General features: G+C 64.1%; 37 protein-coding genes. 3 read left to right on the top strand and 34 right to left on the bottom strand.

Features of this window, described 5'->3' with window-relative positions:
- Positions 1-12 precede the first annotated feature (12 nt).
- Both sufC and sufB read right to left on the bottom strand, forming a co-directional pair.
- Entirely contained in the window at positions 13-762 is a 750-nt protein-coding gene (sufC, locus tag GE253_RS21525) for a Fe-S cluster assembly ATPase SufC (protein ID WP_348770925.1), read from the bottom strand.
- Between the two features lie 76 nt (positions 763-838).
- Complete coding sequence (gene sufB, locus GE253_RS21520; RefSeq protein WP_173012766.1) at positions 839-2323, bottom strand: Fe-S cluster assembly protein SufB; 1485 nt, start codon at positions 2321-2323, stop codon at positions 839-841.
- 254 nt (positions 2324-2577) lie between these two features.
- Between sufB and GE253_RS21515 the strand changes: the two genes are divergently transcribed.
- Entirely contained in the window at positions 2578-2982 is a 405-nt protein-coding gene (locus tag GE253_RS21515) for a group II truncated hemoglobin (RefSeq protein ID WP_153206197.1), read from the top strand.
- A 67-nt stretch (positions 2983-3049) separates the two neighbouring features.
- On the opposite strand, the gene GE253_RS21510 is transcribed toward GE253_RS21515, so the two are convergent.
- The 14 genes from GE253_RS21510 to nifT form a co-directional block, all read right to left on the bottom strand.
- Positions 3050-3259, bottom strand: a complete 210-nt coding sequence (locus GE253_RS21510; protein WP_153206196.1) for a hypothetical protein — start codon at positions 3257-3259, stop codon at positions 3050-3052.
- Between the two features lie 26 nt (positions 3260-3285).
- On the bottom strand, positions 3286-3594 hold the full coding sequence (locus GE253_RS21505; protein ID WP_153206195.1) for a 2Fe-2S iron-sulfur cluster-binding protein: 309 nt from the start codon (positions 3592-3594) through the stop codon (positions 3286-3288).
- A 24-nt stretch (positions 3595-3618) separates the two neighbouring features.
- Complete coding sequence (locus tag GE253_RS21500) at positions 3619-4803, bottom strand: DegT/DnrJ/EryC1/StrS family aminotransferase (protein WP_153206194.1); 1185 nt, start codon at positions 4801-4803, stop codon at positions 3619-3621.
- Positions 4800-5066: a hypothetical protein gene (locus tag GE253_RS21495; protein ID WP_153206193.1), complete on the bottom strand. Its 267-nt coding sequence runs from the start codon at positions 5064-5066 to the stop codon at positions 4800-4802. Before GE253_RS21495 ends, GE253_RS21500 begins: the two co-directional genes overlap by 4 nt.
- Before the next feature lie 15 nt (positions 5067-5081).
- Positions 5082-5441, bottom strand: a complete 360-nt coding sequence (locus tag GE253_RS21490) for a hypothetical protein (RefSeq protein ID WP_211101540.1) — start codon at positions 5439-5441, stop codon at positions 5082-5084.
- A gap of 22 nt (positions 5442-5463) precedes the next feature.
- Positions 5464-5703, bottom strand: coding sequence for a nitrogen fixation protein NifZ (locus GE253_RS21485; RefSeq protein ID WP_153206192.1), 240 nt, complete (start codon positions 5701-5703; stop codon positions 5464-5466).
- Positions 5700-6035: a nitrogen fixation protein NifZ gene (locus GE253_RS21480; protein ID WP_153206191.1), complete on the bottom strand. Its 336-nt coding sequence runs from the start codon at positions 6033-6035 to the stop codon at positions 5700-5702. The genes GE253_RS21485 and GE253_RS21480 overlap by 4 nt, the downstream gene beginning before the upstream one ends.
- On the bottom strand, positions 6032-6820 hold the full coding sequence (locus GE253_RS21475; protein ID WP_153206190.1) for a 4Fe4S-binding leucine-rich repeat protein: 789 nt from the start codon (positions 6818-6820) through the stop codon (positions 6032-6034). Before GE253_RS21475 ends, GE253_RS21480 begins: the two co-directional genes overlap by 4 nt.
- Positions 6813-7316, bottom strand: a complete 504-nt coding sequence (locus GE253_RS21470; protein WP_211101539.1) for a hypothetical protein — start codon at positions 7314-7316, stop codon at positions 6813-6815. The genes GE253_RS21475 and GE253_RS21470 overlap by 8 nt, the downstream gene beginning before the upstream one ends.
- Positions 7317-7356: 40 nt before the next feature.
- On the bottom strand, positions 7357-7692 hold the full coding sequence (locus GE253_RS21465) for an iron-sulfur cluster biosynthesis family protein (RefSeq protein ID WP_153206188.1): 336 nt from the start codon (positions 7690-7692) through the stop codon (positions 7357-7359).
- Between the two features lie 13 nt (positions 7693-7705).
- Entirely contained in the window at positions 7706-7930 is a 225-nt protein-coding gene (locus tag GE253_RS21460) for a 4Fe-4S binding protein (protein ID WP_153206187.1), read from the bottom strand.
- A gap of 46 nt (positions 7931-7976) precedes the next feature.
- Positions 7977-9476, bottom strand: a complete 1500-nt coding sequence (gene nifB, locus GE253_RS21455; RefSeq protein ID WP_247878803.1) for a nitrogenase cofactor biosynthesis protein NifB — start codon at positions 9474-9476, stop codon at positions 7977-7979.
- A 259-nt stretch (positions 9477-9735) separates the two neighbouring features.
- A complete protein-coding gene (locus GE253_RS21450) occupies positions 9736-10620 on the bottom strand; it encodes an SIR2 family protein (RefSeq protein WP_153206185.1) in 885 nt (294 codons plus the stop codon).
- Position 10621: 1 nt separating this feature from the next.
- A complete protein-coding gene (gene nifT, locus GE253_RS21445) occupies positions 10622-10837 on the bottom strand; it encodes a putative nitrogen fixation protein NifT (protein WP_029011754.1) in 216 nt (71 codons plus the stop codon).
- 273 nt (positions 10838-11110) lie between these two features.
- Here nifT and GE253_RS21440 point away from each other — a divergent pair, with 273 nt between their 5' ends.
- The gene (locus GE253_RS21440) at positions 11111-11674 is read left to right on the top strand and encodes a DUF2478 domain-containing protein (protein ID WP_153206184.1); all 564 of its coding nucleotides are present in this window, start codon (positions 11111-11113) and stop codon (positions 11672-11674) included.
- 27 nt (positions 11675-11701) lie between these two features.
- Here GE253_RS21440 and GE253_RS21435 read toward each other — a convergent pair whose 3' ends face one another.
- The 13 genes from GE253_RS21435 to GE253_RS21375 form a co-directional block, all read right to left on the bottom strand.
- Positions 11702-11911 carry a TOBE domain-containing protein gene (locus GE253_RS21435; protein WP_153206183.1) on the bottom strand — a complete coding sequence of 70 codons (210 nt, stop codon included), beginning with the start codon at positions 11909-11911 and terminating at the stop codon, positions 11702-11704.
- Positions 11912-11954: 43 nt separating this feature from the next.
- On the bottom strand, positions 11955-13619 hold the full coding sequence (gene nifA, locus GE253_RS21430) for a nif-specific transcriptional activator NifA (RefSeq protein ID WP_348770924.1): 1665 nt from the start codon (positions 13617-13619) through the stop codon (positions 11955-11957).
- A gap of 305 nt (positions 13620-13924) precedes the next feature.
- Positions 13925-14797, bottom strand: a complete 873-nt coding sequence (modD, locus tag GE253_RS21425; protein ID WP_153206181.1) for a ModD protein — start codon at positions 14795-14797, stop codon at positions 13925-13927.
- A gap of 5 nt (positions 14798-14802) precedes the next feature.
- Positions 14803-15117 (bottom strand): ferredoxin family protein, encoded by a 315-nt coding sequence (locus GE253_RS21420; protein ID WP_247878800.1) that lies wholly within the window; start codon positions 15115-15117, stop codon positions 14803-14805.
- Positions 15114-16418, bottom strand: a complete 1305-nt coding sequence (locus tag GE253_RS21415) for an FAD-dependent oxidoreductase (protein ID WP_153206180.1) — start codon at positions 16416-16418, stop codon at positions 15114-15116. Before GE253_RS21415 ends, GE253_RS21420 begins: the two co-directional genes overlap by 4 nt.
- A gap of 12 nt (positions 16419-16430) precedes the next feature.
- Complete coding sequence (locus tag GE253_RS21410) at positions 16431-17534, bottom strand: electron transfer flavoprotein subunit alpha/FixB family protein (protein WP_153206179.1); 1104 nt, start codon at positions 17532-17534, stop codon at positions 16431-16433.
- 26 nt (positions 17535-17560) lie between these two features.
- A complete protein-coding gene (locus tag GE253_RS21405; RefSeq protein WP_153206222.1) occupies positions 17561-18415 on the bottom strand; it encodes an electron transfer flavoprotein subunit beta/FixA family protein in 855 nt (284 codons plus the stop codon).
- A gap of 172 nt (positions 18416-18587) precedes the next feature.
- Positions 18588-18938 (bottom strand): nitrogenase stabilizing/protective protein NifW, encoded by a 351-nt coding sequence (gene nifW, locus GE253_RS21400; protein WP_153206178.1) that lies wholly within the window; start codon positions 18936-18938, stop codon positions 18588-18590.
- Positions 18925-19686, bottom strand: coding sequence for a serine O-acetyltransferase (gene cysE / locus GE253_RS21395; protein ID WP_153206177.1), 762 nt, complete (start codon positions 19684-19686; stop codon positions 18925-18927). Before cysE ends, nifW begins: the two co-directional genes overlap by 14 nt.
- A gap of 16 nt (positions 19687-19702) precedes the next feature.
- Positions 19703-20830 (bottom strand): homocitrate synthase, encoded by a 1128-nt coding sequence (gene nifV, locus GE253_RS21390; RefSeq protein ID WP_153206176.1) that lies wholly within the window; start codon positions 20828-20830, stop codon positions 19703-19705.
- Positions 20831-20843: 13 nt separating this feature from the next.
- The gene (gene nifS, locus GE253_RS21385; protein WP_153206175.1) at positions 20844-22025 is read right to left on the bottom strand and encodes a cysteine desulfurase NifS; all 1182 of its coding nucleotides are present in this window, start codon (positions 22023-22025) and stop codon (positions 20844-20846) included.
- A gap of 43 nt (positions 22026-22068) precedes the next feature.
- A complete protein-coding gene (locus tag GE253_RS21380; RefSeq protein ID WP_153206174.1) occupies positions 22069-22371 on the bottom strand; it encodes a NifU family protein in 303 nt (100 codons plus the stop codon).
- 32 nt (positions 22372-22403) lie between these two features.
- Positions 22404-22724, bottom strand: a complete 321-nt coding sequence (locus tag GE253_RS21375; RefSeq protein WP_153206173.1) for an iron-sulfur cluster assembly accessory protein — start codon at positions 22722-22724, stop codon at positions 22404-22406.
- 298 nt (positions 22725-23022) lie between these two features.
- Here GE253_RS21375 and GE253_RS21370 point away from each other — a divergent pair, with 298 nt between their 5' ends.
- Positions 23023-23613, top strand: coding sequence for a hypothetical protein (locus GE253_RS21370; protein WP_153206172.1), 591 nt, complete (start codon positions 23023-23025; stop codon positions 23611-23613).
- A 28-nt stretch (positions 23614-23641) separates the two neighbouring features.
- Here the strand turns inward: GE253_RS21370 and GE253_RS21365 are convergent, their stop codons facing one another.
- Genes GE253_RS21365 through GE253_RS21345 form a run of 5 tightly spaced genes read right to left on the bottom strand, consistent with a single transcriptional unit; the run spans position 23642 to position 25723 of the window.
- A complete protein-coding gene (locus GE253_RS21365) occupies positions 23642-24070 on the bottom strand; it encodes a Rieske 2Fe-2S domain-containing protein (RefSeq protein WP_153206171.1) in 429 nt (142 codons plus the stop codon).
- A gap of 15 nt (positions 24071-24085) precedes the next feature.
- A complete protein-coding gene (locus GE253_RS21360; RefSeq protein WP_153206170.1) occupies positions 24086-24700 on the bottom strand; it encodes a nitrogen fixation protein NifQ in 615 nt (204 codons plus the stop codon).
- Positions 24701-24707: 7 nt separating this feature from the next.
- On the bottom strand, positions 24708-25001 hold the full coding sequence (fdxB, locus tag GE253_RS21355; RefSeq protein WP_153206169.1) for a ferredoxin III, nif-specific: 294 nt from the start codon (positions 24999-25001) through the stop codon (positions 24708-24710).
- Positions 25002-25030: 29 nt separating this feature from the next.
- Positions 25031-25231 carry a CCE_0567 family metalloprotein gene (locus GE253_RS21350; RefSeq protein WP_153206168.1) on the bottom strand — a complete coding sequence of 67 codons (201 nt, stop codon included), beginning with the start codon at positions 25229-25231 and terminating at the stop codon, positions 25031-25033.
- A gap of 21 nt (positions 25232-25252) precedes the next feature.
- Positions 25253-25723: a NifX-associated nitrogen fixation protein gene (locus GE253_RS21345; protein WP_153206167.1), complete on the bottom strand. Its 471-nt coding sequence runs from the start codon at positions 25721-25723 to the stop codon at positions 25253-25255.
- Positions 25724-25726 lie beyond the last annotated feature (3 nt).

Raw genomic sequence — 25726 nt, 5'->3', positions numbered from 1 at the left:
CGGCTCCCCCCCTCAGGCGGCATCGCAGAGATGGGCATAGCCGGTGCGTTCCAGCTCCGCCGCGAAATGCTTGTCGCCCGACGCCACGATGCGGCCATCGGCCAGCACATGCACATGGTCGGGCACGACATAGTCCAGCAGCCGCTGGTAATGGGTGACCAAGACAATGGCCCGGCCCGGATCGCGCAGCCGGTTCACCCCGTCCGACACGGTGCGCAACGCATCGATGTCCAGGCCGCTGTCGGTTTCGTCCAGCAGCGCAAGATTTGGCTCCAGCATGGCCATCTGGAAAATCTCGTTGCGCTTCTTCTCCCCGCCGGAGAAGCCGACATTGACGGCGCGGCGCAGCAGATCGTCGCCGATATCCAGCAGCTTCAGCTTCTCCTTCACGGCCTTCAAGAACTGCTGTGCGTCCAGTTCCGGCTGGCCGCGCTGCCGGCGGCCGGCATTCAGGGCGGCGCGCAGGAAATACATATTGTTCACACCGGGGATCTCCACCGGATACTGGAAGGCCAGGAACACGCCTTCCCGCGCCCGCTCATCCGGCGGCATCGAAAGCAGGTCCACGCCCTTGTAGAGCACCGATCCCGCCGTCACCTCATAGCCGGGCTTACCCGCCAGCACGCTGGACAGCGTGCTTTTACCCGCACCATTGGGCCCCATGATGGCATGCACCTCCCCCGGTGCGACAGTCAGATCGATGCCTTTCAGCACCTCCCGTCCACCCGTGATGCGGGCTCGCAGGTCGCGGACTTCCAGAATATTGACCATGGGGAAAATCCTTTCGTTCCAGGGCGGGGAGACCGTCGAACATGAAAACGGGGGAACGGGGCCGCGATCAGCCCACGCTGCCTTCCAGACTGACGGCCAGCAGCTTCTGTGCCTCGACCGCGAATTCCATCGGCAGCTCGTTCAGCACTTCCTTGCAGAAGCCGTTGACGATCAGCGACAGGGCATCCTCGGCCGTCAGGCCGCGCTGCTGGCAATAGAACATCTGCTCGTCGCTGATCTTCGACGTCGTCGCCTCGTGCTCCACCTTGGCGCCGGGGTGGCGCACGTCGATATAGGGCACGGTATGGGCGCCGCAGGACTTGCCGATCAGCAGGCTGTCGCACTGGGTATAGTTGCGGGCGCCGTCGGCGGCGGACAGAACCTTGACCTGCCCGCGATAGGTGTTCTGGCCGCGCCCCGCCGATATGCCCTTGGAGATGACGGTCGAGCTGGTATTGCGCCCGATATGGATCATCTTGGTGCCGGTATCGGCCTGCTGGCGGTTATTGGTAATGGCCACCGAATAGAAGGCGCCAACCGAATGGTCGCCCTCTAACAGGCAACTGGGATATTTCCAGGTGATGGCCGAACCCGTCTCCACCTGCGCCCAGGAGATCTTGGCGCGGGCACCACGACAGGCGCCGCGCTTGGTGACGAAATTATAGATGCCGCCCCGGCCTTCCGCGTCGCCGGGATACCAGTTCTGGACCGTGGCATATTTGATCTCGGCATCCTCCAGGGCGATCAGTTCCACCACGGCGGCATGCAACTGGTTCTCGTCGCGCTGCGGGGCCGTGCAGCCCTCCAGATAGCTGACATAGGCACCCTTGTCGGCGATCAGCAGCGTGCGCTCGAACTGACCGGTCTTGGCCGCATTGATGCGGAAATAAGTCGACAGTTCCATCGGGCAGCGCACGCCGGGCGGCACATAGACAAAGGAACCATCGCTGAACACAGCCGAATTCAATGCGGCGAAGAAATTATCGGCCACCGGCACGACGGAGCCCAGATAACGGCGCACCAGGTCGGGATGCTCGCGCACCGCCTCCCCGAAGGAACAGAAGATGATGCCCAGTTCCCCCAGCTTGTCCTTGTAGGTGGTGGCGACCGACACGCTGTCGAACACGGCATCCACCGCCACACCGGCCAGGGCCGCCCGTTCGCCGAGCGGAATGCCCAGCTTCTCATAGGTCTTCAGCAGCTCGGGATCGACCTCGTCCAGGCTTTTGGGTGCGTCCTTCAGGGATTTGGGCGCAGAATAATAGCTGGCCGCCTGATAATCGATGGGGGCGATGTTCAGCTTGGCCCAGTCCGGCGGGTCCATCGTCTGCCAGCGGCGGAAGGCCCTCAGCCGCCATTCCAGCAGCCAGGCGGGTTCACCCTTCTTGGCCGAAATGAACCGGACGATATCCTCGTTCAGGCCCGGCGGCGCTTCCTCCGCCTCGATCTCGGTGAAGAACCCGTATTTGTAGCCCTCTTCTGCCTGGACAAGGCTGTCCAGAATGTTTTCGGGAGCGGCGGTGGCGCGTTCAGCGATGGTGGCATCGGACATGGCGATCGATATCCCGGTCGTGGCGATGCGAATGGCTCCCCATCCCTACAGCAACCACCGTGCCAGCAGCCGATCCGCCCTGTTTGTGCGGTTTTTCGACAAACAGACCACGTCGGCAATCCGACTTTGTCGCAATCCCGACAGGGGGATTTGAGACGAAATCCCCGCCCCACCAGCCGTTACCCGACCCTCTCCCCCGGCATGTTTTATGCAGCCCGTCTGTCCGCAACCCGATCGGCAGAATTGAGCGAGCCATGATGACGCAAACAACCCAGCAAGCGGTGATCTATGAAGTGATCGGTGGTGCCCCCACCATCGCCCGGCTGGTGGACCGGTTCTATGATCTGATGGACAGCCTTCCCGAAGCGCGGGAACTGCGCGCGATCCATGCACCCGACCTGACGGAGACCAAGCGGGTGCTGCGGCTTTATCTGGCGCAATGGATGGGCGGACCCGGCGATTATTCCGCCGAGCGCGGCCATCCGCGCCTGAAGTCCCGGCATATGGGCTTCCCGGTCGGTATCGCGGAGCGGGATGCCTGGCTGCACTGCATGCGTCTGGCCCTGGAGGACACGGTGCCCAGCGCCCAGGCGCGCGACGCCATCATGCAGGCCCTGACCCCCTTGGCCGACTGGATGCGCAACAGGCCGGAGGGGTGAACACCCCCCGGCCTGTTGCGGTCATTTTGTAGCCGTATCGATTATCGGAAACCGGGGCGGCCTCTCGTCAAGCCGCCGCCTTCAGTTCCTGAACCAGTTCACGCGGCAGCCGAAACAGGCCGCGCCCACCGGCATAGGCCTGATAACGGCCCATCGCCTTGTCGCTCAGCAGATTGAACCAGGCCTGCGCCGGCAGGCCTGGCGGACGTTCACCGATTTCCGTCACGCTGCCATCGGGCGCGAAACGGACATGGATCATCAAACTTTCCTGTTCCATCGCCTTATCCTCCTGTCTTGGGTTGCTCAGAAGCCGGACGCGAAGCCCAGCAGTTCCACCTTGATCGGCTCGGTCCCCAGCACCTTGGCCTGACAGGCCAGCCGCGATTTCGATCCGACGCCGACAATGCTGTCCAGCTTCTCATTCTCTTCCCGCGCGACGCGCGTCAGGCCCTTGCGGCCCTCATGTACAAAGACGTGACAGGTGCCGCAGGAGGCATTGCCGTTGCATTTGTGGGTCAGGGTTTCGTCGGCGGCCAGGATCGCGGCCAGCAGGGTCATGCCCTCCGTGGCGTCGATGGTCTTGCCGGAAGGCATGATGGTGACGAGGGACATCGCAAAGCTCCTTCTAATGCTGGATCAGTAGATCGCCGCCCCGGCACCCACATTGATGGAGGCATCCTTCATGGTGGTGACGATGAAGGCGATCTGGTCTTCGGTAAGGTGACTGTGGAACGGCAGCGCCACGGCCCGGTCCGCCACCTTTTCGGTAACGAAATAATCGCCGCGACGGTAGCCAAGGTCGAAATAGCGCCGCTGCAGATGCAGGGGCTGGCAATAGGCGGCGGCCTCCACATCGGCCTGGCGCAGATCCTCGACGATGGCGTCGCGGCTGGACCTTGAAAAGCGCGTGCCCAGATGCACGAGGTAGAGGAACCAGTGCACCTCTGTAACGTCCGGCCCGATATAGGGGTCCTTGATGCCCTCGAACGACTGGATATGCCGGAAATAGAAATGCTGGACCTGCCGGCGCTTCTCCAGGATCTCCTCCAGCCGGCTCAACTGCGCCCAGCCCAAGGCGGCAGCCAGATCGCTCAGCGGCGCCTGATAGGGGGCGGTCGCCCCCACCACCACCGATGTCCGTTCATCCAGCCGGCGCCGGCATTGCCGCCGCAGGGCCATGGCAATGTCGACATCATCCGTCACCACCATGCCGCCCTCCCCGCAGCTCAAGGCCAGCGGCTGGGAGAAATCGAACACGGCGGTATCGCCGAAACTGCCCACCAGCTTGCCCTGATAGCGCGAACCGATGGCCTCGCTGGAATCCTCGATCAGGACCAGCCCATGGGCGTCGGCCAGCGCGCGCAGCCCCGCCCAGGCGGCGGGGTGGCCATTATTGTTGGCGGCGATGATGGCCCGCGTGGCCGGCGTGATGCGGGCTGCGGCCTTTTCCGGCACCAGCGTGCCGGCCCAATAGTCGATATCGGCGAAAACTGGCCGCGCACCGCAGAGTGCGATCGCATGCTGGGTCTCGCGGAAACCGTATGGGGAGGCGATGACCTCGTCACCCGGACCGATGCCATGGGCCTGCAAGGCCATCAGCAGGCCCAGCGTGCCACTGGCCACGCCAACGGCATATTTGCGCCCCAGATAGCGGGCGAACGCATCTTCGAAGGCGGCCGTCACCTCCCCCGACGCCAGATGGGCGGAGCGCAGCACCCGCTCAACCGCCGCCATTTCCACGGGCGTGATATCCGGATCGCTGAGGGGGATCAGTTCCTCTTCCACCATCGGCGGCACCAGGGACAGGGGGGATGCCGTCATGACACCCCTCCCCGCCGCGCCAGCAGGACACCCGTGGCCCTGTCCGGTTCCGGCGTCAGCCGCAGGCAATGGTCACTGCCGTCCAGCAGATGCAGGTCGAAGGGGCCGATGGACCGGAACGGTTCCTCCAGCACGTCGGCGGCGTCACAGCGCGTCCAGACAAGGTGGGCAAAGCGCTGCCGCAAACTGGGGAACGGATCAGCGCCCCCCGGAATGCGCAGCATCCCCTCGATCAATTCCAGCTCATTGCTGCTCACAGCCATGGTCCGCGCCCTCCTTCACTGCCAGAACAGCCGGTCGGCATCGACATTCAAAAGCGCCAGCAAGTCGCCCAGCCGGGGGAAATTGCTGTGGAAGGCCCAGGTCCCACCGCCGTGATCCTTGCGGAACAGCCGCCAGTCGCCCTCGCGGAACTGGATCAGCGCCACATCGACGATGCCACCATCCGGGTCGACATTGCGTGAACAGCAGGGGCTTTCCACGCGATAGCCGCCGGCCACCGGCACCACGGACGGTTCGACATAGAGATAGCGCTGGCGTCCCTTCAGGGCCCGCTCAATGCGCCGCCGATCCAGTTCATTGGGATGCGGGGCACGCATCGGGGCCAGCGCATCGATCTGAACAGCCCGCTCACCCATCGCTGCCGGCCTCCTTACCCTGTCAAAGAGCTGTAATCTCTTCCTCCCGGCAGCCGATGACGCGCCGGTCGGGAAATTCGACAAGATAGACGGGCAGGTTCGCCTCGACATGCATGCCGACCTGCACGATCTCCCCGACGGCCCCGGCGGGTGCCAGCACCAGATCGGGAGCGGCATCGGGGAAGGACCCGTCATTGATCAGATCCTCCAGCGTGCGCACACGCTGGCCCCATTGATATTTCGGTTGTCTGGGTTCGATCATGCCCGCGCTCCCGGCAATGGCAATCCCGTGGGCAGGGGCAGATCATCCTCGTCCGCCAACGCCTGGGCTGATTCCAGCTCCTTGCGTTTCATGCCGACACGATTGCCGCTGCCCAGGAATTCCACGCCATAGATGTAGAATTGCTGAAGGAAGGTCCCGATGCTGACCACATAGCCCTCCTCGCCCTTGCGGGCCAGGATGTCGCCGATCTCCTTGCCGGCATAGGTACCGTCATTGCGGATGGTGCGGCGCGACCGCACCTTGTCCCCGTAGGTGAAGAAGGGGGGATCAACGATCTCCACCACGTCGCTGTCGCGGACAATGTTGCTCATGGGCTTGTCTCCAGAAGCAGGGGCCGACCGGTATGCGGCAGCGCCGGGATCGACAGCCGGGCGGCCACCATCTCCCGCACCAGCATGTCTTCATCCCGCGCCATGTCGGCGACAGCGGGCAATGGCAGGCGACTGGCCACTTCAAACCGGATGCGCCAGTCCTGGTCATATTTCAGGATCGCCAGCAGGTCTTCGCGCAGCCGCAGGGCAGCTTCATAACGGACGTCGGCATCACTGTCGCGGGCCATGCCGACCAGCCATTCCACCGGGGCCCGCCGCGCCACGGCCCGGCGCACCTCTGGCTCCGGATCGGCCACCAGACGGGCCAGCAGACCCGGACCGACCCGCCGCGCCAGGACCAGGCGGACATAATAATCCGGGTCATGGATCATGGGGATCAGGTCCGCCTCTTCCAGCAGGGTGGCGACGCGGATGCGCACCTCCCTATGGGGGTCCTTGCGCAGGCGCAGGGCATAGCGTTTTGGCAGGCGACGCACGGCGTTCCAGCGCACGGTCTCGTCCGGGTCATCCAGAAGCGGCGGCAGCAGGAAGATATCGGCGAATTTGGCGGCAATCGCCCGCACCTCGAAATGCGGATGGTTCAGATAGGTCGATGCCAGCCCCTGGTTCCAGGTGAAGAAGCGGTCGATGCGGCGGGCATAGCGATCCCGCACACAGGCATGCAGCAGACGGCATCCCCCGCCAGCCTGAAGCTTCTCGTGATCGCAGCCGCCGCAGGAGACGGCACACCCCTGCCAGTCGATGGCCTCGTCGATCTCAGTCATCGTCGGCCTCCCCCCGGCGCTGGATGACAGCCAGCAGGACCTTGGCCCCGATCTTGTCACCGGGGTCCAGTTCCAGCAGCTTGCGCACCGCCGCCTCCCCCTCCTCCAGATTGCCCAGCCGCATCTGGAGATAGGCATAGCCCTTCAGCACAAAGAGAAAGAAACGCGGCAGTACCGCCTCATAATGACCGAAGGCGGCATCGCCAGCGGCGACCAGCCGCCAATCCGACGGCAGGTTGTTTTCTGCGGCGGCCTTCGCCAGGCAAAGCCGGGCGATGTGCAGCGCCTCCGCCAGACGCCCCTTGTAGAAATAATAGCGATAATAGGCGATCAGCACGGCGGCGTGACCAGGGGCTGCCGCCTGTGCCAGGGATAGATGTCGCTCGGCTTCCGCATCCAGGTGATAAGCTGCACCCGCTGCACAAAGATGATGATAAGCAGCGGATGGCAGTCCACCGCCTAGCAGGGCGTCCGGCAACGGGGGCGCTTCGAGCATTTTGGCGGCGACCTGACGGAGCGACATCGTCCCTTCACCCCTATTGAAGCTGGACCAGATCAACCGGTGCCAGGGTGCCGCACGAAACAGCGCGCGCTTCACGGAAGACCAAGCCGGTTTGGGCGGCATTGTCCGCGAAATCGATGGTGACGCCGTCCAGCAGCAGCCGGCTCTGTGCCGGCAGGAACAGGCGGACACCATCGCGTTCAACAATGGCGTCCCCCGGCTCCGGGGCGGCCTTGACGCTGATATCAGCCGACAGGCCAGAGCAGCCACCGGGGCTCAACAACAGACGAAAGCCACTGGTGGGCCCGCCATCGCTGCGCAGCATCAGGCGGATGAAGCGGCTGGCCGCGGGGGTCAGGGTAAAGTTCATCTCCGCGTCCCCCTCAGCGTGCGGCCTGATAGCGCGGATAGGAGGTGTCGATGACACAGGTATTATCCACCGGACAGACGGCCACGCATTGCGGCACGTCGAAATAGCCGATGCATTCGGTGCATTTCTTCGGATTGATGACGAAGGTGCCCCCCTTTTCCGAAATCGCGACGTTCGGGCATTCCGCCTCACACGCGGAACAGCTCGTGCATTGCGAGGCGACGATCTTGAAGGCCATGGTCGATTACTCCCGTTGAAACCGGACAGCGCCCGGCGGCTGGAACTCAGGCGGCGACGATCAGGGCGCCCTGGCGGATGGCGGCATCGCCGCGCGGGGCATGGGTGACGGCACCCGATGCCACCTTGGCCAGGTAGTCCTTGAACCAGGCGATCGCCGATTTCTCGATGAACTCGTGGGCATACTGTTCCACCGGCTCGATGCCGGCCGCCGTCAGGTCCGCCTTGGGGCAGCCGCCGATCTTGGCTACGAAGACCGCGTGGCAGTCATTGATGGCACGGATCACCGTGGCCAGACTGTCCTCATCCCCATAACCGCCCTGGCAATAAAGATCGACACGTCGGTGACCGACGAACTTGGCCCCCTTGGCCGACAGTTCGTAGACCTGGAATTCCTTGGCATGGCCGAAATGCTCGTTGATCAGGCCCGACCCCTTCGTGGCGACGGCGACCAGCAGGGAGATGTCGGCATCGGCCCCTTCCAGTCCGGCCAGTTCCTCGGCCTTGGCCGCCACCTTCGCCACCCGCTCTTCCTCAACCAGGGCCTGATAGGCCTTGCGGCCTTCCAGGTCATAATCGACCTCCATCTCCATGATCTTTTCGGTGGTGAATTCAGCGCTGCGATCCTCGCCCAGCAGACCAACCGCATCGGCGCGGCACTGCCGGCAATGGCGCATCATGTTCATTTCGCCCTCGCAGGCATCCTGCAGGGCCTTCAATTCCTGCGCCGTCGGCCCGCGCTGGCCGGTCAGGCCGAAGACGGTGCCATGTTCGGGCGCCGAGATCAGGGGCATGATGTTGTGCAGGAAGGCGCCGCGCGACTTCACGGCCCGGTTGACCTCCACCAGATGCTGGTCATTGACGCCGGGGATCATCACGGAGTTGACCTTGCACAGGATACCCCGCTCGGTCAGCATCTCCAGCCCGCGCAACTGACGTTCCGTCAGCAGCCGTGCCGCCTCCACGCCCGTGTAGCGCTTATGCTCCCAAAACACCCAGGGATAGATCTTCGCCCCGATTTCCGGGTCCACCATGTTGATGGTGATGGTGACATGGTCGATATTGTAACGCGCGATCTCGTCGACATAGTCCGGCAAGGCCAGCCCGTTGGTGGACAGGCACAGCTTGATGTCGGGTGCTGTCTGCGCGATCAGTTCGAAGGTCTTGAAGGTCTTGGCCGGGTTGGCCAGCGGGTCGCCAGGACCGGCAATGCCCAGTACCGTCATCTGCGGAATGGTGGAGGCAACGGCCAGCACCTTTTTGGCCGCCTGTTCCGGGCTCAGCCGCTCGCTGACCACACCGGGGCGGGATTCATTGGCGCAATCATATTTGCGATTGCAGTAATTGCACTGGATGTTGCAGGCGGGCGCCACGGCCACATGCATGCGGGCATAATGGTGATGCGCCTCCTCGCTGTAGCAGGGATGGTTCTTCACCTTCTCCCAGATCTCCGGTGGCAGGTCGTTCTGGCCGGCGGATGATCCGCAACTGGCCTTGCCGCTGCCGCCCGTGGTGCCGCAGCCCTTATGTTCGGCCACCTGCTGCATCACGGCGTCGATATTCACCAGATGGCCGGTACTGCCACCCTGCTGTGTCGATGCGTGCATGTCCGCTCCTTAGCATTAGGCCGCTGGCAGGGCCGGCAGGCCGATTGGGGGTGAAGCGCTTTTGTCCATGGGGGACGCCTGATGACCCAAAAGCAAAGGGCGGGCCAAAGGCACTGAGATAAAATTTCTTTTTATTACAGATATTTACTTGTTGGATGGTTCGTCTGATTAACGACAGGCCTGTGGTCTTTGCGACATATCATGTCGCGCCACAGAGGATTTTCACGGCGCGCGTCAAGGGCATGGCGATGGGCGTGATCCCCTGCTCAGCCAAGAACCGGATTTCATTGCGGGTCAGTATCTCCGGTTCCACCAGGGCGAAATGCCGGTCGCCGGACCGTTTGGAAATCTGGCGTGCATAGGTGCGCAGAAGCTGGTCGTGGAAGCGGCAGCCGATATAGAGGAAGCCATGCGAGCGCCGCCGTTCCTTCACCGCCTCGGGAATGGGGGTCTGAATGTCGATCTCTGTCAGCACTTCGACATAGTCGGCGTCCGAGATCAGAAAATTGCGCGCGGGCGACACACCGCCATGGGGCTTGTAAAGCAAGGTCGCCCACGCGGTGACCTGATCGCGCCCTACCTCCACGCCATTGGCGTCATAGAAGCGATACCAGCGATCTTCACCGATGCCAGCACGGGTGATGCCTTGCACCTCTCCCCATTCGCCGGCGGGACGCCGCGCCGACAATGCGGCGCGCATCGCGCCATCATACCAACTGTCGACGATCAGGGGCAGCGGAAGGGCCGCCAGATGAAGATGTAGGTCCGTCGGTGCCACCGGCTGGGAAAATGCCTCCGCCATCAGGGCGGAAAGGGTCGACCGGTGCCGCGTACTCTCAATATGTTGGGCTGAGGCCCAGGCATTGCCCTTGGCGCGGCGGGGCAGCGCCACCTTAAGGGCAAAGAAGGTGGCCAGATCCTCCGGCGTCGCTGGAACAGCGCTCGCGCCCGTATCCAGTAAACCCGGTCCCAGATAGGGCACAAGTGCGCCTTCAACCAACTGTCGGGCCAAATCCGCGACCAGCGCCTCTGCTTCCGCCGGTCGGCTTACCAAGCGCTCCGCAGATATTTCCAGCACGGCCATGTCAATCCTCCTCCCCGCGCTTGCGGGCATTGACCGTCACCGGCAGCCGCGTGTCGGCGGCCATCTCCGGCAGGTCCAGTACCCAGCCATTGGCGATGCGGATCCAACCACCCCACAGGGTTTCGTGCTCCGTCTCCACCACCGGTTCCTCCAGATCCTTTTTCGGGACATAGATGGACAAGCCGGTTTCAGGCGAACGGCGGATCATGACTTTCATAGGGACGGTCCTTCCACTGATGGTCTGGGCCAGCAGGGGAAAAGCAAAGGCCATGCCAGGGGGCCATGATCGGTTAAGCCGGCCATTTCCGCTGGGTATATCGCGGCGACCCCACCCCATGAACGTCGGGAAGTCGACAAGCATGTCGCATCCCCGACCGTGTTTGGAGGCGTAAAATGGCCAAAGGCCGTCTGACCGGGGGGTGGCATGGAGACTGCAAGCCCCACACTATCCGGCATATGGCCGGACGACATTCAGCGGCGGGAGAGCAACATGCCAGATGGTTTCGCCTATACAGAGAACCTGTTGAATCTGGCGGCAGTCGTCTATCGACCGGAAGATGACGTCGACAGTCTGTTGGCTGGCTTCGCCACCGGATTGCAGAATCTGGGCCGCCGTGTCGGCGGCATCGTCCAGCGCAATCGCAAGGGCGATTGCGGGCCCGTAAAGCTGATGGAGATCATGGATCTGACCACCGGCCAGATCATTCCCATCTGCCAGAATCTGGGACCGGGTGCCGTATCCTGTCGCCTGGATACGGGCGGCTTGGCCGACGCTGCTTTGGCCGTGCAACATGCCATTGCAGAGGGGGTGGAACTGGTCGTCATCAACAAGTTCGGCAAAACGGAAGCCGAGGGGCGCGGCCTGCGCGGTGAAATGGCCATGGCGGTGGAAGCCGGGCTACCTGTGCTGACCGCTGTGCCCTGGCGCTTCTATGATGCCTGGTGCGATTTCACCGGCGGGTACGGCACGACCATGCTGTGCGAACCCAATGTGATCGCGGACTGGTGGGAAGAAACCAGCCGCCGTGCAACGTGGATGCACACGCGGCATTGATGCCGCGTGTGTTTGAACCGGAAACAATCAATCCTTGCCGATGATCACGTCTGAGGATTTTACGATTGCCGAAACCTCATCACCAACCTTGATGTCCATGTCCGCCACCGCCTCGTTGGTGATGGCGGATGTGATCACACAGCCATTTCCGATGTCGATCTTCACATTGGCTGTCGTCATCCCCTTGGTGACGGCAATAACCCGTCCCGCGATGACGTTCCGTGCGCTCAGCTTCATGGGGAAACTCCACTCCTAAGGGGCGAATTGCCGGGAACCAATGTCAGAATTTCTTGACCGGGATATTATGCTTGACCAGGGCGTAACCGACCTGACGCGGGGTCAGGTTCAGCAGCCGGGCTGCCTTTGCCTGAACCCAGCCGGCCATCTCCATGGCCTGCAGCAGCCGTTCCCGCTCCGACATGCGGTCACCCTGCGCCGCCGTACAGGTGGCTGCCTGCGGACAGGCGCCCGGCATGCCCAATCCCGTATCCAATGCTTCCTCGCCATCGGAGGTCGGCGTTGGGGGGGATAGTGGCGGCGGCATCGGAAGAGGTGCCGATGGACGGGAAACGATTTTCAGGGCATTTCCCGGTCCGATCACGCCCTGCCACAGGGTCGCAGAGAGGCATTCATCATGCCTGCAGGCGAAGTCGTCCGCACCGATGCCCGCGTCACGCGACAAGGTGGCGGTCCGCCGAACGCAATTTTCCAGTTCCCGGACATTGCCGGGGAAGAAACAGCTTTCCAGTACGGCCCGCGCCGAAGCGCTCAGCGTCTTGGCCGTGCCATGTTCATCATTGAATCGGCGCAGAAACTCCCCCGCCAGGGGCATGATATCCTGCCGCCGATCACGCAGGGCCGGCAGAAAGATCGAAACGACATTGATCCGGTAGTAGAGATCGGCCCGGAATTCACTACGGGCAACTGCCTCTTCCAGGTTCCGGTTGGTGGCGCAGACCAGACGCACATCGACCTTCAACGTTCGCGTCCCGCCAACCCGTTCAAATTCCCCCTCCTGCAGCACGCGCAGCAGCTTCGCCTGGAATGACGCAGAGATCTCCCCGATCTCGTCCAGGAACAGGGTGCCGCCGTGGGCCAGTTCAAACCGACCCTTCCGCTGCGCCAAGGCACCGGTAAAGGCACCTTTCTCATGTCCGAAAAGCTCGGACTCAAGCATGCTTTCCGGCAAGGCGGCACAGTTCAGTTTAATGAAGGGACCAGAACGACGGGAGGAAAGGTCATGGGTGGCCCGGGCGAACAGTTCCTTGCCGGTACCAGACTCCCCGCGCAACAGCACGGTTGAATTGCTGCGGGCAACAATCTTGATCTTGTCGATCACGGAACGGATCGCCTGGCTGTCACCGACAATGCCCGCAGGTCCAGGATCACGTTCCGGGCGCACGGTCTGTGACAGTTCTTTTTCCAACATGCGCTGCGCGCTCATCAACCGTTCTCGGTCGCGGGCGATCAGTTCATGCAGCCGCACTGTCTGCCCCACCAGATTGGCGATCATCACCAGGAAACGCACATCCTCATCCAGCCGGAAGTTCGCCTGCGCATCCCAAGTGCGGTCCAGGGTCAGGGTGCCGATAACCCTTTCCCGATCCTTGATGGGCACCCCAACGAAGGAAACGCGCGACGCTTCCCCCCATTCCGCCGGAGCCCAATCCTCAAACAGCGGATTGTCCGCGACATTGCCCACCACCACCGGCATCTTGGTGGTGACGATCTGGCCGATCGCCCTTTCTGGCAGCCGGTCGAAATAGCTCTTGGCGTTCTTTTCTGTCCAGCCCAGCCCCACCACCATCTGCGGCGTCCCATCCTCGCTGAACAGCGCGATGATGCCGTGATGCATTTCCAGAAAACTGGACAGCAATGCCAGCACGTTGGACAGGGTCGTTTCCAGACGGTTCGGGACCGCCAGGATTTTGGAAATCTCATACACCCCGTGCAAGGCAATTTCAGCACGGGATGAGAACCCGGAACCACGATGCCGATCAGCGCCAACGGCGGGCGGCGGGGAAACGGCTGGGGACTGCGAAGCGGAACTAACCAGTGGCATCGCACGAATCCTTTCGTGTCTCGAGGCCTACCGATATGGATGCTTTGCAACGGGGATGACGCTCGTCAAACCAAGCACCCGTCAAACAGTTTCGCAGGTGCAAAAGGGACTCGCAAGCGGATTCATAAAGCTCATCCAAAATAGATTCAATATTCGCCGAACAAATTATTTTAATATAAATATATGATTCACAATACATTCAGGGTCACCTGAATATCCGTTGGCATCGCATTGTACGGTGCCGAGGTCACGATGATGTCGGCACCCGCCTTCGCATATGCACCCGCATTGGCAGCATTGATGCCACCGGCGGCGGCCAGCAGGGGGCGACCATCACTGCGCCGCAGCAAGCGTCTGGCCAGACGGTCGACCCGCTCGGGGGGGAATTTTTCAAGCTGGATGACATCCACCAGGGCGTCGGCAGCGGCCAGGGCCTCGGCCTCGCTGGTGACCTCGACCATGACCGACCGGCCCGGTGCCGCCCAGCGCAACCGCGCGACCGCCGATCCCAGATCGTCGGGCGGGTCCAGGAAGACCCGGTGTTCGGGGAACAGCAGGATCGTGTCGGACAGCCCCAGACGATGGGCGTCGCCCCCGCCAGCCTGGATGGCCTTCAGGGCCAGTTGCCGGGTGAAGGGCGCGGATTTGCGCGTGCACAGCACGGCAATGTGCGGATTGACGGCCTGGGCGGCGTCAACGATGCCACGGGTCGCCGTGGCAATGCCCGATGACCATTCCATCAGGGTCTGGGCCGCCTTCCAACCGGCATGCAGCGCCGCGGCCGGCCCCGTCGCCGTCAGCAGCAGGCGGCCGGGATCACAGCGGCTGCCCGGCGGCGCAGCATCCCCGACCGTAATCCCCAGCCGGACCAGCATCCGCGCCGCTTCCTCCACGCCCGCCAGCACCAGGGGCATACGGGCCTGGAACAGCATGCGCCCTGGCGTGGGCCCGATCCCCAGGGCCCGCGTGGTCAGATCGCCGAAACGAAGATCCTCTTCCAGCAACCGCTCGATCGCCGCGTCGGAAACCGCCCAGGGGTCGCCGCCGGAAGGACCCGCCATCGTCATCAGCCGAACTTGAACAGCACACCGAAGCCGCCACGGGGATAGTTCCATTCCAGCTCCCCGGTCTGGGCCGTGACGACGCGGCAGGTGCCGCATTCGACGCAGCCATCCACCACGGCCTCCACCTGCCCCCGGTCATTCACGCTGTAGCAGCCGGCCGGGCACAGCCGCGTCATGGCCAGCAGCGCCTTGGACGGCGTTTCATGCGGCCGGATGCGGATATGGGGTCGGCCCGCATCCACCATGTAGCGGTTCTGGAACAGCCGTTCCTCGACCTTGACCGGGGCGGTGCCGCCCGCTTCTCCGATATTCATCATCGCCATGACCTCGCCAGTTTGAAGGCATCGCCGATCAGGCCGGTAAGCTTCCGGCCGGCGCGGAACGACTGGAAAATCTGCTTTTCCTTGGTGCGCTTGTCGACGCCATCGACCCGGAACCAGGTCTGGGCGGCACCGCTCAGCAGCTTGGGATAAAGATTGAAGAAATGCTTGTTGTGATGAAGAAAGTCCGGGATCTTCCGGTACTTCTTCATGTCCTTCATCACAAAGGTCTCTTCCAGGCGCCGCTGATATTCGGCCAAGTTGCCCTTGCTCAGTTCCTCGCGCCGACGCTTCAGCCACACCACCGTTTCGGCGGCAATCCGCCCGGTGGTCATGGCCAGGTTGGAGCCTTCGCGATGGACGGCATTGACGAACTGGCCGGCATCGCCGACCACGATCCAGCCGTCACCATAGAGCTGCGGCATGGCGTTATAGCCGCCCTCCGGGATCAGGTGGGCGACATATTCCTTGCATTCCGATCCTTCCAGCAGCGGCTGCACGGACGGATGGCGCTTGAAGGCTTCCAGCAATCCGTAGGGCGTGCGGTTGCTCTCGGTGAAATCCGACACGATGCAGCCGATGCCGATGGAGATGGATTCCTGGTTGGTATAGAGGAAGCCCGTTCCGGTCATCCCGTCGGTGATGGTGCCCATGGCCTCGATCACCACGCCTTCATTGCCCTTCAGGTTGAAGCGCGCCTCGATGGTCTCGCGCGGCAGGAAATGCATTTCCTTCACGGCCAGCGCCACGGTGTCGGGCTTCAGTTCCGGGCGCAGGCCGGCGCGCTGGCCCACCAGGCCATTGACCCCCTCGCCCAGGATCACGATATCGGCGAAGGCCGTGCCGCCCCCGCGGTCGGTGCGCACGCCGATGACGCGGCCCGCCGTGTCGCGCAGCAGTTCGGTCACCGTCGTCTCGCACAGCAGCACGGCCCCCGCCTCCCGTACCTTGCCGCTGAACCATCGGTCGAACTGGGCGCGGATGATGGTGTAGCGGTTGGGGCGTTCCTCGTTGAAATCGTCGGAACGGTAATGCATGCCGACATGGGAACCATTATCCATGGTCCACAGCCGCTGTTCGATGACATGGCGTTCCAGGGGCGCATCCTCCCGGAAATCCGGGATGATCTTCTCCAGCGCGTCGGCATAGAGAATGGCGCCCTGCACATTCTTGGAGCCGGGATATTCCCCGCGCTCCAGTTGCAGGACCTTCAGCCCTTCCTTGGCCATCGTGTAGGCGGCGGCATTGCCCGACGGGCCGGCACCGACGACGATGGCATCAAACCGTTCCTCGATCATGGGAAGCCTCCTTCAGCCGGCAAGGCGGTTGACCGACAGATGCGCCCTGAAGGCCCGGGTCAGGGCCGGCAGCAGCTCGATGGCATCCGCCACCACGCCCAGATGGGCGAATTCGAAAATAGGGGCCTTGGGGTCGGTATTGATGGCAACGATGGTGTCCGCCCCTTCCACCCCAACCCGGTGCTGGATGGCGCCGGAGATGCCGGCGGCGATATAGAGCTTGGGCCGGATGGTCTTGCCGGTCTGGCCGATCTGCCGGTCGGCACTGATCCAGCCCTTCTGCACCAGCGGCCGGGACCCGCCATATTCGGCCCCCAGCACTTCGGCCAGCGACCGCACCAGCTGGAAATTCTCGGCCGAGCGCAGGCCCAGCCCGCCGGCCACGACGATGTCGGCATAGGCCAGCTGGGCCTTGTCGCTCTCCCTGTCGGCCACGAAGCGCAGGACCTTGGTGATGATGTCGGCCTCGGTCAGGTTCAGGGGATGTTCGACAATGCGGCCCCAGCGACCGGGCGTGCGTTCCGGCAGCGACATCACGCGCGGCCGCACCGTCGCCATCTGCGGCCGGTAATTAAGTGTCATGATGGTGCAGAGCAGGGAGCCGCCAAAGGTCGGCCGCGTCGCCGCCAGCGATCCTTCATCATCGATGGCCAGCTCCGTACAATCCGCCGTCAATCCGGTCAGCAGCGTGGTGGCCACCGATCCCGCCAGGTCGCGGCCCAGATTGGTGGCCCCCAGCAGCAGGATTTCCGGCTTGTAGGTGTTGACCAGATCGGTCATGGCCCGCGTATAGGACTCGTTGCGGTAATGGGCCAGGATCGGGTCGGTGACGACATAGGCCAGGTCGGCACCATGTTCAAAGGCGGCGGCGGCCACCTGTGCCGCCGTCAGCGGGTCCCCCGCCAGCACCACGCCGGCCAGTTCCACCCCGCGCTTGTCGGCCAGCTTCCGGCCCTCACCCAGCAGTTCCAGCGACACCGGGTGGACGATGCCATGCTCACATTCGATCACCACCCAGACATGGCGGTAAGCCTTGAAATGCTCGGGCAGTTCACGCTTGGTGCCGGCCCGGCCGGCGGCGGGCTTGGGGGCATCGGCCTTCGGTGCGTCGGTCATGGTCTGGTTCCTCTCTGGCCGCCCGGTCACTGCCCGGCGGCGAAGCGCAGCAGATCGCCCTCAAGCGCCGGCTGCTTCTGGAAGATCGCGGCCATGACACTGGCCGCAAGCGCATCGGTGGACAGGTCGCTGGTGGGGATCTGCTGCACCTTCTCGGCACGGGCCTGGGGGGCGAACACCTTCTTCACGATGGTGGGCGACCCTTTCAGGCCGCATTTGGCCAGTTCGGTGATGCCGGCATCGGCGGCACTCCATTTCACGATCTGCGACCGCGCGGCCCGATAGGCATCGTCCAGCGAGCCGCGGCGCATCTCGTTCGTGCCCTCCAGCATGGTGATCAGCACCGGCATCCGGGTTTCCAGCACCTGGACCCCGCCTTCCGCCCGGCGTTCCACGCTGATGGTCCCCGCTGCCGGGTCCAGGTCGCAGATGCGGGCGACATAGGTCAGCTGGTTCAGGCCCAGGCGCTTGGCGATGCCGGGGCCGACCTGGGCCGTGTCGCCATCGATGGTCTGCTTGCCGGTGAAGACAATGGGCGTCGGCCCGAATACCTCACCGATCTTCGCCAGGGCCATGGACAGCGCATAGCTGGTGGCCAGCGTGTCCGATCCGGCAAAGGATCGGTCGGTCAGCAGCACGGCCCGGTCGGCACCGAAAGTCAGCGCCTTGCGCAGCGCGTCCTCCGCCATGGGCGGCCCCATGGTCAGCACCGTCACCTCCCCGCCCAGCCGGTCGCGCAGGCGCAAGGCCTCTTCCAGCGCGAACAGGTCATAGGGATTGATGATGGTGGGCACGCCCTGGCGCATGATCGTGTTGGTCACGGGGTGAACCCGGATCTGGGCGCTGTCGGGAACCTGTTTGAGGCAGACCACGATATGCATCTTCAAGTCTCCCATCCCTTGCCACTGATGTCCTTACATCCCAAAGGCAAGCGGCGTGCCAACCCTTGGTTTTGACCTAACCACTTGATTTTCCACCCATCACCCGTCACGGGGGGCCAGACGGGCTTTGTCGCAGACCCGACAGGTCTGTCGGGTCTGTGTCGGCGATGCGTCAGGGCCCCTTCACCTCGCCCAGTGCCGCCAGCGGGACAAAGGGTTTTGCCTCGGGCGCCTTGGGTGCCACAGCGTCGCGATGCACCTTGAACAGCCGTTCCGCGATGGGGCTGGAGGCGACGAAATCCTGGTAGGCCTGTTCCAGATGTGACCGGCACAGGGCCCGCAGGTCGGCCTCTTCCCCCGTCAGCAATTCGCCATCGACATCCGAACCGCGCAGATACTGGCCCATGCGCCGCATGATGTGCAGCCGGGCGACCCGCACCACGGCGGGATCGTAAGGCACGTCAAGATGCACAAAGAAATCTTCCGCCGAGGAAAGGCGGGATAGTTCATCAAGGATGCCCATGGCCGGTCCCCTGCTTGTGTTTGGCACGAAAATCATTGCCGCCGGCCCCGACCGGGGACGGCGGCGGCGGGGTCCGGCCCTGCATATGGGCCAGCCGCGTTTCCAGAAAGGTGATGCGGTCCAGCATCAGGGTCAGCGCCTCCCCGACCGGATCGGGGATCAGGTGACGTTCCAGGTCGATACGCCCCGCCACCGCCTTGCGGCAGCGCGGATCGCGCACGATGCGGCCGGGAATGCCCACCACGGTCATGTCGGGCGGCACATCCTCCACCACCACCGAATTGGCCCCGACGCGCGACGCCGCACCGACATGGATGGGCCCCAGGATCTTGGCGCCAGCACCGATCAGAACCCCATTGCCGATGGTGGGATGGCGCTTACCCGGCGACCAACTGGTCCCGCCCAGCGTCACCCCGTGATACAGCGTGACATCGTTGCCGATCTCCGCCGTTTCCCCCACCACGACGCCGGCGCCATGGTCGATGAAGAAGCGCCGCCCGATGCGGGCGCCGGGATGGATGTCGACATTGGTCACCAGCCGCGCGAACCAGGACAAAAACCGCGCCGGAAAGCGCAGGCCCCGGCACCACAGCCGATGGGCCACACGATGATGGATGACAGCATGCAGGCCGGGATAGGTCAGGATGATCTCGGCCATATTGCGGGCGGCGGGATCGCGCGCCTTCACACAGCCGATATCCTCCCGCACCATGGCCATCAGGCCGGGTGGGCGATCCTTTCCCGCCATGGTGCCCTCCCTTGGTTCAATCGCCGACCGCCTGATAGAAATCCAGCAGCTGCCCGTCGCTGACGGGGCGCTTCCAGACGATGGCGCTGTTGCGCACCTGTTCCAGCACCAGCCGGGCCCGGCTCTCTTCCGGGGACACACCCAGGGCGTTCAGCGCATTGATGATCGCGGCCATGCCGGAATGCTTGCCCAGCACGATGGACCGCACCCGCCCGAACCAGGCGGGATTCAGTGCCTCATAGGTTTCCGGGTCCCGCAGCAGGCCGGAAACATGGATGCCGGATTCATGGGCGAAGACGGAGGGGCCGACGATGGATTTGGCCGCCGGGATCGGCCGGCCGGCGGCGGCGGCCACCAGTTCGGCGAGATCAGTCAATTGCTTCAGATCGACGCCCGACCGGCGGCCGGCGATGGGGCCAAGGGCGGCCACGATCTCTTCCAGCGCCGCATTGCCGGCCCGCTCGCCCAGGCCCAGCACGCAGACGCTGGCATGGCTGGCCCCGCCGCGCACGGCAGCCAGGGTATTGGCGGTGGCTAGGCCAAGATCGTCGTGCCCGTGGAATTCCAGCTCCAGGTCGGTCTCCGCGCAAAGCTGGCGGAAAATCTCATGGGTGCGGAACGGGTCCAGGATGCCCACCGTATCGGCGAAGCGGAACCGGTGGGCACCCGCCTCCTCCGCCGCCGCGATGACGCGCAGCAGGAAATCGATATCGGCGCGGCTGCTATCCTCTCCACCCACCGCCACTTCCAGCCCATGATCGCGGGCATAGGCAACGACGCGACGGATGCGGGTGATGATGTCCTGCCGCGTGCCGTTGAACTTCACCCGGATCTGCAGGTCGGAAACGGGCACCGACAGGTTCACCCGCTTCAGGCCGGTGCGCAGGGCCGCGTCGACATCGGCCTCCGTCATCCGGCACCAGGCGATGGCGGCAGAGCGGGTCAGCGCCGCCCCGACCGTCGCCATCGCCTCGATTTCCTCATCCCCCATGGCGGGGATGCCGGCTTCGATCTCATCCACGCCAGCGGCTTCCAGCTTCAGCGCGATGGCCAGCTTTTCCGCCGCCGTGAAGGCCACGCCGGGCGCCTGCTCGCCATCGCGCAGCGTGCTGTCATTGATGATGATGGGGGGTGCGTTCAGCATTCTATGCCTCTCCTCATGCGGGGACGGGCGCGTGGTCCCGCCACAGGGGCGAACTCGCGCGCAGACGGGCGACGATCGGGGGCAATTCCTCCAGCACCCGGTGGATATCCGGGGTCGTTGTGTCACGCGACAGCGAGAAGCGAAGGGCGCCACGCGCCGCATTGGCGGGAACGCGCATGGCGCGCAGTACATGCGACGGTTCCATGGCGCCCGACGCGCAGGCCGCGCCGGAGGAAACGGCGATGCCGACCCGGTCCAGCAGCAGCAGCAGCGCGTCACCATCCACATAATCAAAGGCGATGCAGCTTGTATTGGGCAGCCGGTGCTGAACATCGCCCAGCACGCGGGCCTGGCCGATGCGCTGCATCAACCCCTGTTCCAACTGGTCGCGCAGCGCGCCGACCCAGCCCTGCTCAACCTCCAGATACCGGGTGGCCAGGGCGGCGGCGGCACCGAGCCCGACAATGCCGGGCACATTCTCCGTCCCCGCCCGGCGTCCCCGCTCCTGCCGTCCGCCGCGCAGCAAGGGGCGCACCGCGACACCCTTGCGCACATAAAGGGCGCCGACTCCCTTGGGACCATGCAGCTTGTGGGAAGACAGCGACAGCATGTCCACCGGCACCGATTTCAGATCGATGGGTACCCTGCCGGCCGCCTGGACAGCATCGGTGTGGAACAGCGCGCCAAAGGCATGGGCGCGCTCGGCCAGGTGGGTGATGGGAAACAGGGTGCCCGTCTCGTTATTGGCCCACATGACCGAGACCAGGGCGGTACGCGAGCCCACATATTCGTCGAACTGATCAAGGTCCAGCCGACCGCTGCTGTCCACCTCCACCACCCGCAGGGTCACGCCGCGCGTTTTCGCCAGATGCGTCGCCAGTGACAGGATGGCCGGATGTTCAACGGCGGTGACAACGATCTCGTCGCGGTCGGGCTGGGTCTCCAGCGCCGACAGCAGGGCCATGTTGTTCGCCTCCGTCCCGCCGGAAGTGAAAATGATCTCCTGCTCCTGCGCGGCCCCCAGCAGGGCCTGAACCTGCCGCCGTGCCAGCCGCATCCCGTCCGCCGCCGCCGATCCGAACCCGTGGCTGGAAGAGGCATTGCCGAAATGCACGTCGAAATAAGGCAGCATGGTGCTGACCACTTCCGGGTCCGTGCGTGTCGTGGCGTTATTGTCCAGATAGACGGGCTGCATGGTGCTTCCCCTTTCTGTCAGGGACGGGGGCAGTACGGGCAGGTCAGTGCGCCCCCGGTGTCCGTCCCATCACCGGAACCAGCCGTACGAAGGTGCCCAGGCGTTCAACGACGCGGGCCTGGATACCGTCCAGCGTGGCGCTGGACAGCCGGCACATGACACAGGCGCCCGTCAGCCGGACCTTGACGGTGTCGCCCTCCATGCCCAGCAATTCACAGTCTCCGCCATCCCGGCGCAGGCCGGGGCGGATTTCTTCGATGGCGGCGCGGACGATTTGCAAACGGGGGTCCGCCGTCTCAGTGCCAGACGGCGGGGCCGTGTCGAGCGCAATGTCGGGAGCAAGCATGGGGTGGCTCCTGTCAGAAGGGATGACGGTGATCAGCCGAACGACTTGCCGCAGCCGCAGCTCGACTTGGCGTTCGGGTTGTCGAAGGTGAAACCGGACCCTTCCAGGGCCACGACGAAATCGATGGTGGTGCCGTCCAGCAGCGCATGGCTGTTGGTGTCGACGAAGACCTTCACGCCATCCTGGTCGATGACCTTGTCTTCCGGCGCGGCCTCGCCCGCCAGACCCATCATGTATTTGTAGCCGGCGCAGCCACCGGCATCGACGGCGATGCGCAACCCGCCGGCGGGGTTGGCGGCACCGGCGATGGCGCTGCGGACGGCGTTTAAGGCGCTCGGGGTCAAGGTGATCATGGGAACAGCCCTCTGTTGCCATTGTGCGGAAGATGGCTTCACCACAGCAAAGGACGTGCCACCGCACAGTTCGTTGAAAAGCCTTGGTCTTTCCCTTCACCCCTGTCGTGTTTGTCGCGCTTCTGTCGCAAACCCGACAGGGGGAAACCAACGCAATCCGACAGGCAAATGCAGACAAATCCGCATGTTGGCGGCAGATGCCCCCGCCCTTGCAAAACCGGCAGAGGGTTTGCAAGGGCGGAAATGACGCCCCTTTCCCGTGGGCTGTCCCTTGCTGTCAAACAGGAGCGTTGCGCCCATGACCACCATCGACAAGACCGCCCTTGCCCGCCTGGACCAGGACGGGCGCCTGTTCAACGCCGTGCTGAAGGGTCCGACCAGCCATCCGGGCCGCTTCGGCTTCCGTGGCGACATCGCGCTGAAATTCCAGCCGCAGATCGCCGACGAGAAGCGCCCCCCGGATTTCTCGATGGAACAGGTCTTGACCGCCGCACAGGAGGGAGAGGCCACCCTGCCTGTGCTGGCCGGCTACATCCATTCCTTCGCCTATCTGGAAACGGTGGCCGAGGTGCTGGGGGGCCTGCTGCGGCCCGACGGTCGCTACTTCATCTTTTGCAATAACATCGACCTGCTGACCAGCTATCGGGTGGTGATCGACAACATTACCTACATGATCCTGCCCTGCGACGAATCCACCGTCTGGAAGGAGATGATGGACCTGATGGGTGTCGACAAGAACGACATCAAGAAGCTGGATACGGGGGCCAAGCTGGATGTAGTGCTGGACGTGGCCGCCCGGTTCGACGCGACCTCCCCCTTCATCAGCTTCGCCGAAGGGGTGGCGCGCATGGAACCCGTGAAGAACCGCAACGCCAACCGACCGGTTTGATGGAAACGGGGTGCGAGGGGAAAGCCCCTCACACCCCTTCGGCCTCGCAGGGCAATTCCGGTTCGTCCTCTTCGGCCAGCACCACGCCCGTGACGCAGATATCGCCATCCAGCACAGTCAGCGCGACCGGCGTCAGGGATTGCCCCCGACAGGGACCGTCGACGCAGGCACCGGTGCCCAGATCGAACAGGGCCCCATGTTTGCCGCACATCAGCCGCGTACCGTCAGGGTCCAGGAACTGGTTGCGCTCCCAATCCAGATGCACCCCGTCATGGGGGCAGCGATTGACATAGCCGACCACCTGCCGGCCCCAGCGCACGACGATGATGGTCCAGGGCCGGGTCCCCCCGTCCGCCTCCAGCCGCAGCAGGTGGAAGCCGCGTGCCTTGCGGCTGGGAATGTCGTCAAGCCGGCACAGCGCATAGGCGATGTCCGGCGGGTTCTGCGGCTGGGTCATGGGGTGGGCCTCCCTTTAAGGATGGCGATGCGGTCGGTCGGAACGGATATGGGCCAGCACCGCCTCCCCCTCCTCCGCGCCGAAGCAATTGTCGAAATCCTCACAATCGCTGCAGACAGGGGCCGTGCACAGGCTGAACCCTTCCGACCGGCAGATGGTGCGGTAGAGATATTTCTTCCATTTCATGTCCTGGCTGTTGCGCGCCGCCAGCAGGCCGAAATGCCGCGACATCAGCAGCGACAGTTCCCCCCGGTTGCGCAGGCCCAGATCCTGCCAGAGATGGTTGGGCCGGGTGCAGCGCCGGGCGATCATCGCCGACAGGCAGCGCTGCAACGCGGTGCCGCCATCGGCATACATCCATAGCAGGTCGCGCACCGCCATCTCGTCATCGCCCAGCACAGCCGGCCCCGGCAGCAGCGGCGCCAGGGCGGGAAAGGCATCGGGGAACAGCCGCGTGATCATTCCGGCCGCCGCATCGCCGTCCAGGCCCAGCCCTTCCGGCAGGCCGCCACCATCGGCCACGGCCTCCGCCCAGGCCAGCGACAGGATGCAGGCGACGACATGCAGGTCGAACGGGTCGCCCGCGCCGCCGCGCGCCATCAGCCAGGGATAGGCGTCGCCTGCGCGCATCGCCGCCTCACGCCGCCACGGGTGAATGAACCTGGCAATTGGCCGGGCAGACGCGGGCGCAAGCCCGGCAGCCGATGCAGGCGCCGGCATCGGCCATCACCATCACCTTCTTCTCGATTTCCTCATCCTCGTCATCGTCGAGCGAGACCAGCTCCCCCTCCTCGTTCAGCCCCTTCAGCTCCATGACGCCGCGGCCGCAGACCTTGAAGCAGCGCCCGCAGCCGATGCAGCGCTTGGCGTCGATGGCGATCAGGAAATCCGGCTGCCAGGACCGGCCGTCGCGGGTGAAGGGGGCGGACATCGGGGGTTCCTTTCAGGTTCTGCTGTATCTCAAGCGCTTTCCAGGGCCTTCAGGCTGGCGCGTTTGGCCTCCAGTTCGGCGAAGGCGCTGTGGGTGCGCTGCGCCACCTCCAGGATGGAGGTCCAGTTGACGGGCAGTTCCTCAGACAGGTCATGCAGGTCCATCTTGGCCTGCATGGCCTTGGCCGACAGCTTCTTGATCTCGGTCTTCAATGTGTCCATGTCGCTCATGGCCAATCCTCCGGCAGCGGGTCAGTAGCGGGCGACATCGGGGAAGCGCCCGATCATCTCCACCCCCTGCTGGACATATTTGGTCCCTTCCTCGGCCAGCTTGGCCAGGCTGTCGAAGCCGAAACGGTGAACGTCGCGCAACTGCTTGTTCACCACGATCAGCCGCCCGCCGATCAGCACCATGCGGCCGAAGCCCTCATGGCTCATCTTCAGCATGGGCGAGACCATGACGCCGGTTTCCAGCTCGATCGACAGGGCGATGGCATTGAAGAACAGCTCCAGCCGCCAGATCGTCTCCGGATCGGGATCGCCCATGATCGGCAGCAGGCGACGCTTGGCCTTGTCGATGATATAGGGTTCCAGCAGGTCCAGGTCGGACTTGCCGTCCCAGGTGCCGTGCGTATCCTGGGCGCGCCAGATCTTCACCAACTGCCGGACGAAGGGCGATTGCGCGGCCGCTTGGTCAGGCGATAGTTCCATTATCTCGGTCATGGC

Source organism: Niveispirillum sp. SYP-B3756, assembly GCF_009495745.1.
Lineage (GTDB): Bacteria > Pseudomonadota > Alphaproteobacteria > Azospirillales > Azospirillaceae > Niveispirillum.
This window is presented reverse-complemented; position numbering and strand designations above follow the sequence as displayed.